We start from the raw sequence: 17,268 nt of genomic DNA, 5'->3' as shown, positions 1-17,268 counted from the left end.
TAGGGAGAGATAAGCCTGAACCCTGGGTTCATTCATTGCCACCCAGGGGACACTAACTCGGTTCTACTCTATCCTCGCCGCTGAGAATCCGGGTTTCTTTATTGGATTTTTTGAATAGACACCAGATGCTGTCATAAACCCGGTTTGTTTGACCCCCACAAACGCTATAGGCTTCTTAATTTGCCGAATTTTTTTCTCTTTTTACCAAAGAAAATTAAGGTATTCTTCTAGTTGTGTTTGTCGGTGTTTTGACAAGTTACTAAATTCACTTAAAATTGCTCCCTCTCTTAAATAGTCAATCAAGGGCATAATCTGGTATGCTGTTACTTCAATGGTAATTTGAGGAACATCAAACCCACTTAACAAAAGAAGTATCACTCACAATAATCATAGCCATCCCCTAGCCATTAAATGCTGGGTATCCTCCTGCAATTTCTCTACCCTATCCCATCCTTGAGATTTGGTCGCCAGAGGTGATCTGAGTTGGGGGTAAGCTGAACTCACGTTATCTATTCCTCCTCATCACTATAGCGAGAACCCTCCTCAGCGGCGCGGGGTTGAGACCGACGGGAGGGGCGATCATAGAGAGGAATGGGATCGTCAGGCTTCGAGACGAGGGTTAGGGGACGAGGCTTGGCGTTGCGGTCCTGGGACTCCCCTCGGCGACGCTTGGAGGTGCGTTCTTCACTGGTGTTTTCAGAAATAACCTCGTAGAGAATCGCCTGCTTCCCCGGGTCATTCCCACGCCGCAAGACTCGCCCCAGTCGTTGGATATATTCCCGGTTGGACCCACTCCCAGATAGGAGAATCGCCACGCGGGCCTCGGGGACATCCACCCCTTCGTTGAGGACATGGGAGGCGACGAGGGTGCGATAGTCGCCATTGCGGAAACGAGATAGCACCTCGTGGCGTTCCTTGACTGGGGTTTGATGGGTGATGGCGGGAATGAGGAGGTTTTGGGAAATGCGGTAAACCGTGGCGTTGTCGTTGGTGAAAATGAGGATGGGTTCGGGGTAATGTTGCTCTAGGAGGTCTTCTAATACCCGCAGTTTGGCCTCGGTTCCCAGGGCGATCGCCTTGGCTTCATGGTGGGCCTTCATGGCCCGTCGTCCTTCTGTTGACCCCGCACTGGCTTTAATGAAGGTTTGCCATCCCTGGAGACTGCTGAGACTAATCCGGGACTTTTCTAAAAACTCGTTGCGACAAGTGATGAGGTGCTGATAGCGATCGCGTTCCTCGGGAGACAGTTGCACTTTAATCTGTTCAATGCGATGTTCAGCCAGGGCATTGCCCGCTAAATCCTCGGGGCTGCGGCGATAGACTTGTTCCCCAATCAGATGGTTTAAATCCTGATGTTTACCATCACTGCGTTCCGGGGTTGCGGTTAAGCCGAGACGATAGGGGGCGATCGCATATTCAGCAATCACCCGAAAAAAGTCACTGGGGAGATGGTGACATTCATCAAAAATCAGGGTTCCGTAGAGATGGCCCAACCCCTCAGCATGAATCGCCGCACTATTATAGGTGGCCACTAAAATGGCACTGCGATCGCGCGAACCGCCCCCCAACAAGCCAATATCCGCATTGGGAAAGGCATTTTTCAGATTCGCATACCATTGGTGCATCAAATCCAACGTCGGCACCACAATCAAGGTACTGCGAGGGGTTTCCTGTAAACAGAGTTGGGCTAAATAGGTCTTTCCCGCCGCCGTCGGTAACACCACCACCCCACAACGGCCCGCCTGTTTCCAGGCCGCCAAGGCCTCCTCTTGGTGAGGATAGGGTTTCAGGGATAAGCGACAATCCAACTCCAGAGGACTAAAACCCCGGGCCTGATCCTCAAACTGCACTCCTTCCGCCCAGAGACTTTCCACCAGTGGGCGATAATCCAGACCCCGAATACGAAACTTCTCAACGCGATCATCCCAGGTGGCGAACTCAATCCAGCCTTTGGCCCGAGGTGGGGGATGTAGTAGTAACGTTCCGCGATCGAAGGTCAACGTAGGGAGTCGAGGCATAACCACTCAAGCTAAAACAACAGGGATGAGGGGAATCATGTAGGCTAGTTGAGGAGATCTATCCTTAGCCTGTTTTCTCACTCTATCGTCCCCTGCCATGTCCCCCAGACAAGTTATCCTCCTGATTCTCTCAGTTTTAACCACCGTGGTGGTGGCGTTCGCCCTATTTAGCAGTTGGCAACAGCCCCAAATTCAAAGTCGCCTCGACTTAGCCCAAACCAATTTATCCCTCCAAGCCGCCGAATGGGACCCCCCGGAGGAATGGGATCTCAATGACGTACCCGGGGGACTGATTGGGGAAGATGTCTATGAGACGGCGATCGCCCAATATCGAGATGCCCTAAACTCCGTTCGACGCACCTTAGAGGACAACCAGGAACAACGGCTTCTCCTCTCCGACTCCCCCGTCAACGGCTTACCGGAGTTGAATCAACTCGACGGGGCCATTCGGCAAGCCGAAGACCTCAAATCTACTCTAGAACTCCGTTTGGCGATTTTGTTAGCCCACGGCGATCGCCCCGAGGAAGCCCTCAGTCTTTGGCGCAATCTCCGAGAAAACTTAGACTCCACCACTCGCAACGTTAACGTCAGTGACAACGCCAAAGCCAGGACAGCCGTCATCCTCATCGACCTCTGGAACCAGTCCCCTCCAGCCAGCAACAATCCCGAAGCCATCCTCACCAACAACCTCTCGGGATGGTTCCGCTATCGTGCCCTCTCCCAACTCTATCAAGTCCAACAAGAGGATGACGCCCTAGCCGCTTTAGAAGCCAACGAGCAAGAGATTGCCCAAAAAACGTTTATCAGACTCATTGTTTTAGTCTTGATTTCTGGGGTTACATTACTGTTAGGAACAATCTTGCTTTTGTTCTTATTGGGTCAGTTATTCTTAAAAGGAGAAACCTCGATTTTAGCACAAAACAAAGGAGAGGCTTGGGAGTTAAATTGGGGCTGGGAAACCATTGCCCAAGTCATTGTTGTGGGCTTTTTTCTGGTCTTCTTTATTGGACAAGCCTTAAGTGCCAGCATCATACTTCCCCAGTTCTATGAACTCGCAAACCTAGAAGCTGACCTAGACTCAAGCCGTTGGCAAGCCATCTCCATTTTCCTGAGTTACCTCCTCTCAGCCGCCGCCGCCTTAGGAGTGCTGTACCGGTCCCTAACCCCCCATTTCCCTCTGAGAGAAGACTGGTTTCGTTTCCGGCTTCTCCCCGGACTAAGTTGGGGCTTTGGTGGCTATATCGCCGCTGTTCCCTTAGTCTTGGGCATCTCATTACTCAACCAAGAGCTTTGGGATGGCAAAGGCGGCAGTAATCCCATCTTAGAAATAGCCCTAGAAGGCCAAGACTGGGTCGCCATCACCTGCTTTTTTTTGACCGCCTCCGTTCTAGCCCCCGTCTTTGAAGAATTAATCTTCCGAGGCTTTCTGCTCCCGTCCCTCACCCGTTATCTGCCCGTCTGGGGAGCCATTCTGGTCAGTTCCCTGATTTTTGCCGTCGCCCATCTCAGTGTCTCCGAGGTTCTGCCTCTCGCCACCCTAGGGATTGTCTTAGGCATCACCTACACGCGATCGCGCAACCTCCTAGCGGCCATGCTCATGCACGGACTCTGGAACAGTGGTACCCTCGTCAGCCTCATCATCCTAGGCGGCGGCGCCACCTAACCCCTCTTGCCCCTTGCCCAAGCGTTATGTTCAGGCAAGTTCTAAGCCAGTCGTCCAAGTCCAACCTGAATTGATGCCCGAACACCCCCTACCCCCGTCTTGCCCCTTGCCCCTTGCCTCTTGCCTCTTGCCTTCCCCCTCCCTGTTCCTTGTGTCCAACAAAGGTGATAGGCTTGAGGATGGCATATTTGAACTCGAAGTAATAGCCACCCTTCCAAATTGATAGACGATTTACATTAAATAGAGACAAGCATGGTCAGCACGGCAGAAAAAACCAATACGGGCTACATTACCCAGATCATCGGTCCCGTTATCGATGCCAAATTCCCCACGGGTAAGATGCCCAGCATCTATAACGCCCTCAAAGTTACCGCTAAAAACCAGGCTGGAGAAGACATCTCCATCACCTGCGAAGTGCAACAACTGCTCGGCGACAACCAAGTTCGCGCCGTCTCGATGAGTTCCACCGACGGGTTGGTTCGGGGAATGGACGTGATTGATACCGGTTCTGCGATTAGCGTTCCCGTGGGTAAAGTGACCCTGGGACGCATCTTCAACGTCCTTGGTGAAACCGTGGATGAACAGGGTGAGGTTACCGGTAGTGAGACCTCCCCCATTCACCGCAGCGCTCCTAAACTGACGGAACTCGAGACCAAACCTTCCATTCAGGAAACCGGAATTAAAGTGGTTGACCTGCTAGCTCCCTACCGTCGTGGCGGTAAAGTGGGCTTGTTTGGGGGTGCTGGTGTCGGTAAAACCGTCATCATTATGGAACTGATTAACAACATCGCCAAAGCTCACGGGGGTGTGTCCGTGTTCGGTGGTGTGGGTGAACGCACTCGTGAAGGGAATGACCTCTACAACGAGATGCTCGATTCCGGTGTGATTGACAAGGACAACTTTGAGAACTCCAAAGTTGCCCTGGTGTACGGTCAAATGAATGAACCCCCCGGTGCTCGGATGCGGGTGGGCCTGTCGGCGCTGACCATGGCGGAATATTTCCGTGATGTCTCGAAATTAGACGTGCTGCTGTTTATCGACAACATCTTCCGCTTCGTGCAAGCGGGTTCTGAGGTGTCGGCACTTCTGGGACGGATGCCCTCTGCGGTGGGATATCAGCCTACTCTGGGGACGGAAATGGGTGAATTGCAAGAACGCATTACCTCCACCAAAGAAGGGTCGATTACTTCGATTCAAGCGGTCTACGTCCCTGCGGATGACTTGACTGACCCCGCTCCTGCCACCACCTTTGCCCACTTGGATGCCACCACGGTACTCTCTCGTGCGTTAGCCTCCAAAGGGATTTATCCGGCGGTTGACCCCCTCGACTCCACCTCGACGATGTTACAACCCGAGATTGTGGGTCAGGAACATTACGATACGGCTCGTTCCGTTCAATCCACGCTGCAACGCTACAAAGAACTGCAAGACATCATCGCCATTCTGGGTTTAGATGAGTTGTCCGAAGATGACCGTCAGACGGTGGCCCGCGCTCGTAAAATCGAACGTTTCTTGTCTCAACCCTTCTTTGTGGCAGAAATCTTCACCGGTGCGCCTGGGAAATATGTCAAACTCGAAGACACCATCAAAGGATTCCAAATGATCCTCAACGGTGAACTCGATCACCTCCCTGAGCAAGCCTTCTACTTGGTCGGTGACATCAACGAAGCCAAAGCTAAGGCTGAGAAAATGAAGGCTGAATCCTAGGATTTGCCGGACTAAGACTGTTTTGGGGTAGTTCCTTGGGGCTACCCCTCGATTCACTGTCAGAAACAATTAAAGGATTATGAGTTTACAAGTTCGCGTCATTGCCCCGGACAAGACGGTCTGGGAAGCTGAGGCCGATGAGGTGATTCTGCCAAGTACCACGGGACAATTAGGCATTTTGGGAGGGCACGCCCCTCTGTTAAGCGCCCTAGATACGGGTGTGATGCGGGTACGTCCTGGCAAAGAGTGGGTTCCCATTGCCCTGATGGGTGGCTTTGCTGAGGTGGATAACGATTTAGTGACCATCTTAGTCAATGGAGCCGAGCGAGGCGCTGATATCGATTTAGAGAAGGCTCGCAGCGCCTATGAAGAGGCCAAGGAACGAGCCGCCAAGGCCGCTGATGGCACCAAACAGGAGCAAATCCAAGCCAAACAAGCCCTCAAACGCGCCCGGGCCCGGTTTCAAGCCGCTGGCGGTTCTGTGTAAGCCAGATCCGTTCGCGTTGTTGGAGCCAATGAGGGGCGATCGCGCGATCGCCCCCTTTTTATTACCCCAAAAAGACAAATTACTTAGGACATACTGAATTCCATTAATTGTCTCTAGGTATGATTTAAAATCATCAAAATTGTTTATTTTAATAAGTCTAAAACTCAAGAAAGTTATCCGTAACCAGTTGACGCTTGAGCCTTGATCGTTGACAGTAATAGAGACTTCCCATGAGCAGCGCGACCAAGGCTCGGCTATCGCTCGCCGACCACAAGGGGACGCTTCTATGTGGTTCCCCCTACTGCCTCCTGCCTACTGCCTACTGCCTACTGCCTTCTTCCCCCTGTTCCCTATTCCCTGTTGCCTTCTCTTCCCTCTTGCCTTTCTTATGAGACAACCTCTACAGCGTCGTAAGTCTTGGTTTCCCTGGAGAGATATACTGCTGCAAGTGGGCCTTGCAGCGGTCTGGGCCGGTGCATTTGGCAGCATCACCGGGGGAGTGTGGCTGGGGGCCAAACTCATTATTGACCCCGATTCCGCCCGCTGGCTGTCGGATAATCTTCCTGACTGGACTCAGCTAGGCTTTCAATCCTCCAATCGCCCCGAAACCTTAAGCGATATCCGCGATCGCATCGAAGACAGTGGCTATACCCCAGCTGAACCCATCGAAATCCCTGGGGCCAGTGTCGAACCGGATTTGTTGCTACCCGTCTTACAACAACGCTCTGAACCCTGTGGCAAGCAATGTTTTGAAATTGTGGCCCTCCAGATTTATCAGCGAGTCTCCCCCGGTTGGAATCCTGAGGAGTCCTCGTTGTTCTATCTCACCGCAGAAATTTCTGTCACCGGCCCAGCGGAATCCTACGCCATTGCGCCATTAGTCAACGCCAGATCCCTGGCCCCCGGTTCAACCCGTCCCCTCCCACTGACTCACCTACAAGCCTTGACGGAGAATGCCCCGGCTGACGGACTTTGGTTTAATCTCATTGGAGAACGAGACACCGGAGAGGGGGGGCTGAGTTACGGCCAGGTGTATCACTACAACCCCAGTCGTTACAGCCTCAGTTTGATGTTGCAATGGACCTCTCCGGCAGGACAGTTGCCCCAATGGGAAGAGTTCACTGGGAGAGGACGACCTGAGTTTGTGGTCGATCGCACCGTCGGACTAGAGCCGGATTTTGGCATCTATCAACTGCGATCGCGCAACTTCTTACCGAATCCTGTGCAGCTAGTCCCCCTATCCCTTAATGAACCTGCTTTAGACAGCCGCACCTATCAAAATGCCCTACTGCTGGCTCGTAATGGCTTATGGTCCGAGGCCGAGTCCATTTTGCGCTCTCTCAAACAGGAACGAGGCAGTCAATGGACATCTGAGGCTCAAAGTCAGTTAGATAAGATTGCCTTTCATGCCGAAATTGTCTCCGCTCAGGCCGATGCCTCCTGGGCTAGTCCTAGTCAGAAACTGCTAACTGCCTTACTGGATGGCCGCTGGAGCGAGTCCACCACCATCCTAGATGGCCTTGGCGAAAATGAAATGTCTGATGTCATCTCCATGCTTTCCTCAGATACCCATCGGCTCTGGCGACGGATTGAGGCCATGGTTCGCGTCAACCCCACCAATCAAGAAGCGATGTTTTGGGGAGTGATTGTGCGATCGCTCGACCGAGGACAAGCTGAGGCGATGACTTGGCTGGCCGAACAGGAGAATGTCTCGGAAACGACCCTGGAAGAGGCGGAGCAGGTCTTAAACCGTATCGCGACGAATTGACGATAAATAAGCAATGCGTTCCGGCTTGTAGGGGCGAAAAATTTTTCGCTTACAGTTGACGGGACTAGGTCACAACCCGAACGGATGCCGGGACGCATCCTACCGCGACGGTGACTTTATGATTCTCCTCTTGCCTCTTGCCTCTTGCCTCTTGCCTCTTGCCTTCTCCCCCCTGTTCCCTGTTCCCTATTCCCTATCTTTTGCCTCTTCCCTACTGCCTGCTGCCTACTGCCTTCCCTACAAATCCAAAGATCAGAAAGAGCACCGACGACTGGCCGTGTTTCGTCTCGGTGCTCTTACTGGTTCGCTCCTCACACAATGGTAAGTATAACCGAGAATTTTTAGTTTGTCATCCCTTTTTTACGAAAATTTCAAGAGTTTGTCACATTTGTGAAAGAGCCTCGACTCCGAGTCCGATTTCCAACAGCCAATATAATAAAGCTCCCGTGACGGACAATAACCCTAATCGGACTGTGGAATGCTCAGCCGGTGGGCAATCCCGGTAAAACTCTTCAAAAGCAGCACTCAGTCCCATCAATAACTTAAGGCTATCCGGCTCCGGGGTGAGGGCGATCGCATCGGCGACGGAGACACAATGAGCAATGAGCCGGGCTTCTGCCTGATGACTGACACAGAGATGTCCCTCATGAGCTAACCAGGGGAGCGGCTGAGGGGCAACAATTCCGGCATTCTCCAGACGAATCCAGCCCTCTCGTTCCCCTAACCGCAATAGGGACTGACAACGGGCATGGGCATATTGAACCACAAAGGGGATTTCAACCAACCCAGGTTCCTCCAGGCGACAGCGACGAGAGGCCCCCTGACGCACTGTTCCATCGGCCCAGGATTGTAACCACTCGGCCAAAACCCGATCGCGGATCGAGATATCCAGCAACCCAGGGGGGGTGACCGAGACCCTATAATCTGAAGCATCTAACGAAGTCGCCAAATCTTCTGCGATCGCCAAGGCTTGTCGAGGGTCTAACTTGAGGGCGATCGCACAACGATACCCAACCGGGAGGCCGCCCCGAGTTCCCTTGAGAGAAATCCGATGGGGACTGTTCAGGTGAGCGATCGCGCCTTCCAACTGATGCCGCAGGCGATCGCCCAAGCTGATAAAGTTTCCAGTTAACATCTGTGCCTGTTTTTCCCGCCGATTGCAACGAACTATGACTGGATTTTTTGAGAAACTTAACCGTTCTATTGCCCAAAACAGTAGTTTACTCGTGGTCGGGATCGATCCCAACCCGGAAATGATGCCTGGAGGCGACCCATCGAGCCACAGCCACTCCATTGAGGCCTTAGGGGACTGGCTGCGGACTATCATCGAGCAGACCGCCGACCATGTCTGCGCCTATAAGCCCAGTTTAGGCTTTTATCAGGCTCTAGGAGCGCCTGGATTCGAGCTGTTGCAGCAGGTTTTGCAGGAGATCCCCCCCCATCTTCCCATTATCATCGATGCCAAACATAGCGATCTCAATACCGCGACGGCCCTAGCTCATACCCTATTCCAAGACTGGGATGTGGATGCAGTGACCCTATCCCCTTTCGCTGGACAGGATGCGATCGCCCCCTTCCTCCTCTATGGAGACAAAGCCAGTTTTATCGTCTGTCGTACCTCCAACCCCGCCGCACGCATCATCCAAGACTACCCCCAGGGTCAACTCCCCTTTTACCAGCATCTCGTCCAAGAAGCCCGAACCTGGGGATCTCCAGAGCAGCTCGGCTTTGAAATTGGCACCTCAACCCCCGAGAGTTTGGCACAAATCCGGGCCCTGGCCCCCGAACGAATGCTTCTGGCCCGTAGCATTTGGGGAGACACCGCCCCCCTAGAGGACTTCCTCAGAGCCGGCCTTGATGCCAGTGGGAACGGTCTCCTGCTGCCGGTTCCCCAAGATTGGCTACGGGAGACGAATCTACCGGAGAAATTACAAACCTTAAACCATCGCGTTAGCCAAGTCCGCCAGGAGGTAAGTCAAACCGCCGCCAGTTGCCAACTTTGGACGGCCCCCCAATCTGCCGAACCTCATCCCCACCGAGACTTAATTCTGCAACTGTTCGACCTCGAGTGCATCCTGTTCGGGGACTACGTCCAAGCCTCCGGCGATACCTTCGCCTACTATATTGACCTACGCAAAATTATTTCCAACCCCCAGGTCTTCCATCAGGTTCTCAATGCCTATGCTGAGATCCTAGAGAACCTCGTCTTTGACCGCATTGCCGGCATCCCCTATGGCTCCTTACCCACCGCAACCGGACTCTCTCTTCGGTTACATCACCCCATGATTTTCCCCCGCAAAGAAGTCAAAGCTCACGGAACTCGTCGCCTCATTGAAGGGGAGTTTCATGCTGGTGAAACTGTCGTGGTAGTTGATGATATTTTGATTAGTGGCAAGAGTGCAATTGAAGGGGCACAAAAACTTGAGTCGGCAGGCTTAAATGTAAAAGATATTGTCGTTTTAATTGACCATGAAAAGGGCGTTAAAACTCGTCTAAAAAATCAAGGCTACCAAGCTCATTCCGTACTGCAAATCTCTGGAATTGCCCATAGCCTCTACAATTCGGGGCGAATTACTGAGTCTCAGCTTGAGGTTCTTTTGCATGATCAGGCGTCTATATAACTCCCCACCATAGAGGATAAATGTTATTTCCCAAAATAGCTGTGATGAATATCACAGAGTCAATGTAACTTCTATCATCGTCAGCGGTGTTTGCGATCGTCATCACTTGGGGGGAGTCGTCACCGCAAAATTGAGAGAAGTCCTGAATACTAGAGATAGTCAAGACCCCCCCCACAATGATCATGTTACCTTCACTACAACTCATCCCTGGTGCAATTCCGGCGATGCTGGCCTCAGCGGCGGAACAGGGTTACCTGACGCTTGCTGATCGCTACGGCCTACTGGCCGCGACTCTCGATGACAGCTTAGATGATATGGAACGTCGTGCCATTGACCGCTTGTTACGGGCTGTCATCCGAGGCAGAATCAGTATTGTCGAAGACCTCTGCTTAGGCTGAGAATGGCCCTAGCAGACTCCCCTAGACGAAGGAGAAGCGCTGATGTTTCACGGTCATGTAAAGGTTTCGTTGCGATCGCCATTGACCTTGACCAGTGACGCCGTCGACATGAAGTCTTTACCAAATCTTTAAAAAGAACTAAACTTGCGAGGAGATAGTCCTGATAGTCCTGGTTTAGCTGGGTATGGCCTGGAGATCAGACTTAACATAACCCCTTTACATTTGCTAAAATTGCCGAATTTAAGTAAATTCGCGGTTGACAGATACAAATGTTGTGGCTATTTTCGCCACGATCGGGTAGAACAGAAGTAGATCTTACACTCCAACCCAGGTAGCTTGGGATGCCAAAAGACGCTCCTCAAACCTCGAACCAGCCAACGCGGGCCCTAGCTGTTAGCCTGCCACTTTCCTTGCTCAAAAGTGGTCAAATTCTGGCGCTAACGGAAGACTCTAAAGGGGGGCTGATTTTACAGAAAGGATTTTACTGTGACTGGATTCCACCGGGAGCGCTGGTGGGAGGCTGTTACGATATCGACTGCACCCGAATTCATGTGGCGGGGAAGGTGCGCTTTTATGCTCCCAACAGCCAACAAGAGCGATCGCAGGCCCTGAAAAAGCGAATGGGGAGTATCGCCGACCTTCAAGACGTCCTCAATGAACCGTCATCCTTTCGACGGGCCTTTCTCATCCTGCGCCACTTGTCTCAGTGGCTCTCCTACCGAGAAATGCGGGGGATTCCCCATGACCTTCTGGCCCAATTAGTTGGAGTTAACCCTAGTACTGTGCGAGTGTTCTGGAAACGCTATTTGTTGGCAGCACAACAACGGGCCCAGGCCGAACAAGCTCAAGCGAGGCCCCACGTCCTGATCTAACTCAATCGGTGGTATCAGGGGAGCGGTCTTTCAGGTCAGCTATTGAGCGGCGTCAGAGGGTCAGAACTACTCCAGCATCGTGATCCAGCCTCGACGAATCGCATGAAGTAATCGATCAACTGCTGCAATGTCTTCGTCAGACGGGAGATTGTTCAGAAACAGCGATCGCAAGACTTGACGGTCTTGGCTGGAAATTTTGCCGGAATTCCAGACCCGAGCCGCTAACTCGCTTAGGGTGACACCTGATGGCGTTGTTGAAGTAAACATCAATGGACTCGACTATTTGTATAGACGGCTACAGTTACAATCTGGCTGATTTTTCTTTTAAGCTTCGCGATCGCCGTCGGATTTAACCGTGATATTGGTCACACCAATGCTGTAATTCCGATCGCACTCGGCCCCCAAATTAAAATCATTCCAGTCCAGAGGGGGCAAACTCGAGAACAATCTCAACCTCTGATAACAGTGTTTAACGATAGTAGGGCTTGACGACCGTGGGCGAACCAACAACTGCACAACAGGTTTTAAACCCTAAGAGATCCGGATTCAGGTTCGGAGGAACAGAAGAACTAATAGAAACGGGGCACATCTCTAAATAGAAGGACAATGCCATGACAACTGTTTTGGTTGTAGAAGACGATCCCATCAACTGGATGGTGTTTCAGAAAGTTCTCAAGCGACGGGGAGGACTTGAGTCAGTTCACAGTGAAAATGTCGAAGAAGTTCTCAAAATCGTGCGTTCTGGGGAAATTTCCGTAGTTTTGATGGATGTATCTCTTAAAAACAGCCATTATCAAGGAGAATCTGTCGATGGGATTCGCATCACCCAACTCCTCAAAGCCGATCCCGAAACTGCGAAGCTTCCCGTCATTCTCGTCACAGCCAACGCCATGGTGGGCGATCGCGAAGCCTTCCTTAAAGCCAGTGGCGCCGACGGCTATATTGCCAAACCCATCCTAGATCATGTGGGTTTTGTCCAACACATCAAACAGATTATTGCCGACCACAGCCCCAACCACAACTCCGGCTAAAATTTTCCGCCGATCCCATCGCCGATCCCCGTTTCTGATACCATAGATACCAAAGACAATGGCTCAGACATCACGCGCGGACCGTCACCTATGGCTCTTGAGGTGGGATTCAATACCTTGCTGCTCATCGCGGCCTATCTGTTTGGCTCAATCCCAACTGGGTATTGGGTCACGTACCATTTGAAAAATATTGATATTCGTCACTATGGCTCCGGTTCCACCGGTGCAACTAATGTCTTGCGCGTGGTGGGCAAGGGAGCGGGGTTGTTTGTCCTCTGCGCCGACGTCTGCAAGGCGGTTGCCGCTATTAGCCTAGTTCGAGGTGGCTATTACCTAGCTGACATCTATCAACTCTTTCCCCCAGGGATTGATCTAGAGATCTCGAAACCCTGGATCATGACCTTAGCCGGACTCGCCGCCCTATTCGGTCATTCCAACTCTCTCTGGCTGATGATTGGCCCCGGCCGAGATCCCAACCTGGCCAACGGCGGTAAAGCAGTTGCCTCCAGCTTAGGGGTCCTTTTGGCCCTATCCTGGCAAGTGGGCCTAGCCACCCTAGGGATTTTCATCGCCATTATTACCCTCTCGCGCATCGTCTCCCTCAGTTCCATGTTGTCGGCGATCGCCATCTCCGTCTTGATGCTGGGAACCCACCAACCTCTCCCCTTCTGTCTGTTTGCGATCGCCGCCACCACCTACGTCCTCATCCGCCACCGAGCCAATATCGATCGCATCCTGTCCGGAACCGAACCGCGCCTCGGACAACAAGTACAGGCCAGCGACTAACGACGCTCACCATCGGGCATCACCGTCTCCTCAAACTGCACCCCTTCTAAATCTACATCCGTCAAGTCCGCCGCCGTTAGATTCGTGCGGGTGAGGTTAGCGTCCCTCAAACTGGCCCCCGTTAAATTAGCATTACGCAGAAATACCCGCTCTAGGTTGGCCTCGCTCAAATCCGCCCCAGCCAAATTGGCCTCGGTTAGCGCCGCTTCCGTCAAATCCGAGCTGCTAAGATTGGCTCCCGTCAGGTTAGCCCGATCCAACAACACCCGCCGCAAATTCATTCCCGACAAATTCGCCCCCGACAAATCAGAGCGGTTCAAACGGGCATTCTCCAAATCAAACTCCCGCAAATCTGCCCCCGCCAGATTGCAATCAAAGCATTCCCCCGTCTCCTGCAACTGCAACAACGGGTCAATCTCTTCCGCGGCCGGGTTACAAGCCATGAGGCTCAAGGCACTCAGCAGCAGCAGTCCAAGACTGGGTTTAGTGTAATTCATGGCGATCGAAGGTCCTCTAAGGTTTGCTGTTGTGGGGAAAGAACATAAAACGTATCCCGTCCCGCATTATCACTGGCGATATGGAGAAATTGAGCTGGCTTATCCTCCCGAGATACCTCATAGACCCGTAACCCCGTATCCCGATAACTCAGACGCAGGTGAAATCCCTCAGCTTCTAAGCGGGCCTGTAAGTCTTGAGTGACTGCTCGCACCGTTGCCCCTTCCAGAAAATGGCAATCCTCTGAGCCATGACATCCCGACTCCGCCCCCTCCAGGTGAGGAATCCCAGCTATGAGTTCTACTCTTGGCTCAGGGGTAGGTTCGGGGGTGGGTTCTGGGGTGGGTTCTGGCTCAATGGTCTTCGCGTCCAAGTCCGGAGTGGGTTCTGGGGTGGGTTCTGGCTCAATGGTCTTCGCGTCCAAGTCCGGAGTGGGTTGGGGCTGGGGTGGTGTGACGTCTCTGGCTGGGGCTTCCGGGACGAGAGTGGGTTGAGGTTTTGGGGGCGGCGTGGGGTCTGGGGTGGGTTCTTGGATGGGGTCCGGAGTGGGGTTGGGAGTCGGTTCGGGAGTTGGTTCGGGGGTGGGTGTTGTTAAAGCGGACAGAGGAACGGTGGCGATCGCCTCTTCGCGAGACTCGCCTGAGTCCAGGGTTGAAGCCGTTTGTTCCAACTCAACGGCCGCTGGGGGCATCGGCAACCACAACAGCCCCCCATGAATGGCAGATGCACAGACAAAGGCTAGGGGAAATTTGAGCTGATGCCAGGAGGGGTACCACATGGAGTCAACAAAAAGGGAGAAACAGGGGCTGGCAACAAAAACACCGTACTCCCGATAATTTGAGTACGGTGTTGAACCCATCCAAAACAATATCGCGTCCTGCTTCCTATATGCAAGTAATCTGCAATAAGAGAAAGCTGAAACCTAGGACTTATTCAATCTCATTAGCATTATCGCCAACCCGCTTCATCCATGAGACGAGCTGAATCAGGTTGGTAGCGCCCCAAGTCAGCAACATTCAGGGGGTCCGGTTGGAGGTCCCCATGACTGGCGAGAATGGGATCGATGGGAATTCCCGAGACCACGGGATACTCGTTATTCGCTTGAGCAAACTCGCCTTGAATCTCATCGCTGGCCAGATGCTCCAGGAAGGCGATCGCCGCCTCGCGATTGGGAGCATTTTGGAGGACACCGGCGCCGCTGATATTCACCATGGTTCCCCGTTCCCCAGAACCCGTGTTAGGGAAGAAAAAGCCCACTTTTTCGACCACTTCCTGATCAGCGGGGTCATCAGATTTTTGTAGACGGACGTAGTAGTAGCTGTTGGCGATCGCCACATCCCCCACTCCAGCAGCACAGGCGCGAATTTGGCCCGTGTCATTGCTCTCGGGTTCTCGGGCAAAGTTACTCACAAAGCCTTCTAACCAGCGGCGGGTTTCCGACTCCCCATGGATGGCAATGCGAGAAGCCGTTAGGGAGAGGTTATAGACATTACTGGAGGTACGAACCAGGATTTTACCCCGCCATTTGGGATCGGCGAGAGCCTCGTAGGTGGATAAATCCGCCGGATTGACGCGATCGCGATTGTAATACAGCACCCGCGCCCGTTGGGTGAAGCCGTACCACAAGCCATCCGGGTGGCGCAGGTTATCGGGAATACGCTCATCGAGCTTGGGGGTGCGAACCGGCTGGAATAGTCCCGCTTGTTCGGCACGCCACAAACGCCCGGCATCTACGGTCAACAGAAGATCGGCTGGGCTATTGGCCCCCTCACTCTGAATCCGCTCAATCAGTTCTTCGGAGCTGGCTTCAATCAGGTTCACCTCTCCAAAGGCATCGTAAATGGCATCGTCGGTGTCATAATGCCGTGAGGAGTAGAGGTTGATGCTGCGAGATTGTGCCGAAGCCCGTCGCGGCAAATTGGCTACGACTAAGGCAGTGAGGGCGGTTCCTCCCACAAAAAACGTTCGCCTGGAAATCTTAGTTGTCATCGATAGCTATGGCAATGGACAATGGATAGTAGACCATTAAAAACGGACAATAAATAATACAGGGTTGAATTACCGTAGTTGCTTGTGCTGTTTTAGATGTCTTATCTCGTGTGTCGAGCATGAGTCATCTAAAACAGCGTTCCAACGGGGTCAACCTCGATCTATCGCTGTTATTGCAAATTAAATGCAATAGGCTACAGAGTATTGAAGCACTTGTGTTCGATAATTGCAAGAGATTACTATTTAGGGGTTGTCCATCGCCCTCTAGCCATGCTGCGATCGCTCCTGCTCCTGACTGAAACCCCACGACTCCTCGATGAGCTTCTCAAGGGGGGACCTGTGATGTTCCCCTTGTTGCTGCTGTCCATTCTCACTCTCACCACCGCCCTAGAACGAGGATGGTTTTGGATTCGGCTGCTGATTCAAGAAGATCGGATTGTGCGGGATGTTCTCGATGCAGCGGCCGAGGATTTGCTCAAAGCTCGGGAAATTGCCGAATATGCGCGCCATTTAGCCATTGGCCGCTTTCTCCTGGCTCCCCTAAAACTACGTCGCCCCAGTCCAGAAACCTTCCGTCTCGCTATGGAAGCCACCGCCGATAAAGAGTTTGCGCGAATGCGACGAGGGGACAAACTCCTCGAAACCATTATTGCTCTGGCTCCCCTCTTGGGCTTGTTGGGAACCGTCACCGGCTTAATTCGCACCTTTAACAATCTCAATGTCGGGGGTGGAGGTTCTAGTGCTGAAGCCACTCAGGCCGCCTCGGGGATTGGCGAAGCCCTCACCACCACGGCGGCGGGGATGATGGTGGCAATTTTCGCCCTGTTGGTGTTTCGTATTTTGGTCAGCTTACAATCGCAACAGATGGATTATTTTGCTGAAGTGGGCAGTGAGTTAGAACTCATTTATCGCGAGGTTTGGTATGAACCCAATCAACCGATTCCCAATTTATTGACAGCGGCTAAAATTGTTAAGCCTTAACCAGAACGTTCGATGAAATCAAGAGTTCACAAATCAAGAATTCCAGGGGTTAATTTAGTGCCGATGATTGATGTGTTAATGTCGGTATTAACCTTTTTTGTAATTTTAACCATGTCCTTAACTGGACGAGTGATTGCGGATTTAGAGCCGCCAGAGAGTTCAGGAAGCCCTGCCCGTGAAGCAGACTCATCTCCTGACCCGGCTCCTGTCCTGCCAAGGTTTGAAGCGGGGTTAAATCGTCACGGTGAGGTTTTAATTGAAGGAAATGTTGTCGAACGAGAGGAGTTTTTGCAGGCGATCGCTAGGTTCTTAGAAACTCATCCTGAGTCGGATGTGATGTTAACGGCTGATCGTCAGTTGAACTATCGGCAAGTGGATGATTTATTAAGCCAAATGGTAGAAATTGGGGGCGATCGCGTCCTCTTAGTCGTTCAACCATAAGAGACAAGGCG

General features: G+C 52.4%; 17 protein-coding genes. 11 read left to right on the top strand and 6 right to left on the bottom strand.

Annotated features, from left to right (window positions below; translation table 11 throughout):
* Window positions 1-509: 509 nt before the first annotated feature.
* Entirely contained in the window at window positions 510-2,018 is a 1,509-nt protein-coding gene (locus L855_RS00805; RefSeq protein WP_159783249.1) for a DEAD/DEAH box helicase family protein, read from the bottom strand.
* A 97-nt stretch (window positions 2,019-2,115) separates the two neighbouring features.
* Between L855_RS00805 and L855_RS00800 the strand changes: the two genes are divergently transcribed.
* The 4 genes from L855_RS00800 to L855_RS00785 all read left to right on the top strand — a co-directional run bounded on the left by L855_RS00800 (window position 2,116) and on the right by L855_RS00785 (window position 7,643).
* Complete coding sequence (locus L855_RS00800; RefSeq protein ID WP_159783247.1) at window positions 2,116-3,681, top strand: CPBP family intramembrane glutamic endopeptidase; 1,566 nt, start codon at window positions 2,116-2,118, stop codon at window positions 3,679-3,681.
* Between the two features lie 252 nt (window positions 3,682-3,933).
* Window positions 3,934-5,388, top strand: coding sequence for a F0F1 ATP synthase subunit beta (gene atpD, locus L855_RS00795; protein WP_159783245.1), 1,455 nt, complete (start codon window positions 3,934-3,936; stop codon window positions 5,386-5,388).
* A 79-nt stretch (window positions 5,389-5,467) separates the two neighbouring features.
* The gene (gene atpC / locus L855_RS00790) at window positions 5,468-5,875 is read left to right on the top strand and encodes an ATP synthase F1 subunit epsilon (RefSeq protein ID WP_159783243.1); all 408 of its coding nucleotides are present in this window, start codon (window positions 5,468-5,470) and stop codon (window positions 5,873-5,875) included.
* 388 nt (window positions 5,876-6,263) lie between these two features.
* Complete coding sequence (locus tag L855_RS00785) at window positions 6,264-7,643, top strand: hypothetical protein (RefSeq protein WP_159783241.1); 1,380 nt, start codon at window positions 6,264-6,266, stop codon at window positions 7,641-7,643.
* Between the two features lie 382 nt (window positions 7,644-8,025).
* Here the strand turns inward: L855_RS00785 and L855_RS00780 are convergent, their stop codons facing one another.
* Window positions 8,026-8,778: a DALR anticodon-binding domain-containing protein gene (locus L855_RS00780; RefSeq protein ID WP_159783239.1), complete on the bottom strand. Its 753-nt coding sequence runs from the start codon at window positions 8,776-8,778 to the stop codon at window positions 8,026-8,028.
* A gap of 34 nt (window positions 8,779-8,812) precedes the next feature.
* Between L855_RS00780 and L855_RS00775 the strand changes: the two genes are divergently transcribed.
* From L855_RS00775 to L855_RS00765, 3 genes are all read left to right on the top strand, one after another.
* The gene (locus tag L855_RS00775) at window positions 8,813-10,264 is read left to right on the top strand and encodes a bifunctional orotidine-5'-phosphate decarboxylase/orotate phosphoribosyltransferase (RefSeq protein WP_159783237.1); all 1,452 of its coding nucleotides are present in this window, start codon (window positions 8,813-8,815) and stop codon (window positions 10,262-10,264) included.
* A gap of 182 nt (window positions 10,265-10,446) precedes the next feature.
* Window positions 10,447-10,662 carry a hypothetical protein gene (locus L855_RS00770; protein ID WP_159783235.1) on the top strand — a complete coding sequence of 72 codons (216 nt, stop codon included), beginning with the start codon at window positions 10,447-10,449 and terminating at the stop codon, window positions 10,660-10,662.
* Between the two features lie 341 nt (window positions 10,663-11,003).
* On the top strand, window positions 11,004-11,534 hold the full coding sequence (locus L855_RS00765) for a hypothetical protein (protein ID WP_159783233.1): 531 nt from the start codon (window positions 11,004-11,006) through the stop codon (window positions 11,532-11,534).
* Between the two features lie 66 nt (window positions 11,535-11,600).
* Here L855_RS00765 and L855_RS00760 read toward each other — a convergent pair whose 3' ends face one another.
* Window positions 11,601-11,801, bottom strand: coding sequence for a hypothetical protein (locus L855_RS00760; protein ID WP_159783231.1), 201 nt, complete (start codon window positions 11,799-11,801; stop codon window positions 11,601-11,603).
* A gap of 344 nt (window positions 11,802-12,145) precedes the next feature.
* On the opposite strand from L855_RS00760, the gene L855_RS00755 reads away from it, so the two are divergent.
* Window positions 12,146-12,565 carry a response regulator gene (locus tag L855_RS00755; RefSeq protein WP_159783229.1) on the top strand — a complete coding sequence of 140 codons (420 nt, stop codon included), beginning with the start codon at window positions 12,146-12,148 and terminating at the stop codon, window positions 12,563-12,565.
* A 90-nt stretch (window positions 12,566-12,655) separates the two neighbouring features.
* A complete protein-coding gene (plsY, locus tag L855_RS00750) occupies window positions 12,656-13,351 on the top strand; it encodes a glycerol-3-phosphate 1-O-acyltransferase PlsY (RefSeq protein WP_159783227.1) in 696 nt (231 codons plus the stop codon).
* Here the strand turns inward: plsY and L855_RS00745 are convergent.
* The 3 genes from L855_RS00745 to L855_RS00735 all read right to left on the bottom strand — a co-directional run bounded on the left by L855_RS00745 (window position 13,348) and on the right by L855_RS00735 (window position 15,835).
* Window positions 13,348-13,848, bottom strand: a complete 501-nt coding sequence (locus L855_RS00745) for a pentapeptide repeat-containing protein (RefSeq protein ID WP_159783225.1) — start codon at window positions 13,846-13,848, stop codon at window positions 13,348-13,350. The two genes, plsY and L855_RS00745, sit on opposite strands and share 4 nt — an antisense overlap.
* Entirely contained in the window at window positions 13,845-14,624 is a 780-nt protein-coding gene (locus tag L855_RS22110; RefSeq protein WP_219729835.1) for a hypothetical protein, read from the bottom strand. Before L855_RS22110 ends, L855_RS00745 begins: the two co-directional genes overlap by 4 nt.
* 170 nt (window positions 14,625-14,794) lie before the next feature.
* A complete protein-coding gene (locus L855_RS00735; protein WP_159783223.1) occupies window positions 14,795-15,835 on the bottom strand; it encodes a Fe(3+) ABC transporter substrate-binding protein in 1,041 nt (346 codons plus the stop codon).
* Between the two features lie 270 nt (window positions 15,836-16,105).
* On the opposite strand from L855_RS00735, the gene L855_RS00730 reads away from it, so the two are divergent.
* Complete coding sequence (locus tag L855_RS00730; RefSeq protein ID WP_159783221.1) at window positions 16,106-16,816, top strand: MotA/TolQ/ExbB proton channel family protein; 711 nt, start codon at window positions 16,106-16,108, stop codon at window positions 16,814-16,816.
* A 12-nt stretch (window positions 16,817-16,828) separates the two neighbouring features.
* Window positions 16,829-17,257 carry an ExbD/TolR family protein gene (locus L855_RS00725; RefSeq protein ID WP_159783219.1) on the top strand — a complete coding sequence of 143 codons (429 nt, stop codon included), beginning with the start codon at window positions 16,829-16,831 and terminating at the stop codon, window positions 17,255-17,257.
* The last annotated feature ends 11 nt before the right edge of the window (window positions 17,258-17,268 follow it).

The organism is Sodalinema gerasimenkoae IPPAS B-353 (assembly GCF_009846485.1).
GTDB classification, from domain to species: domain Bacteria; phylum Cyanobacteriota; class Cyanobacteriia; order Cyanobacteriales; family Geitlerinemataceae; genus Sodalinema; species Sodalinema gerasimenkoae.
Note: the sequence above shows the minus strand (reverse complement) of the source record. Positions and strands in the feature narration are given on the sequence as shown.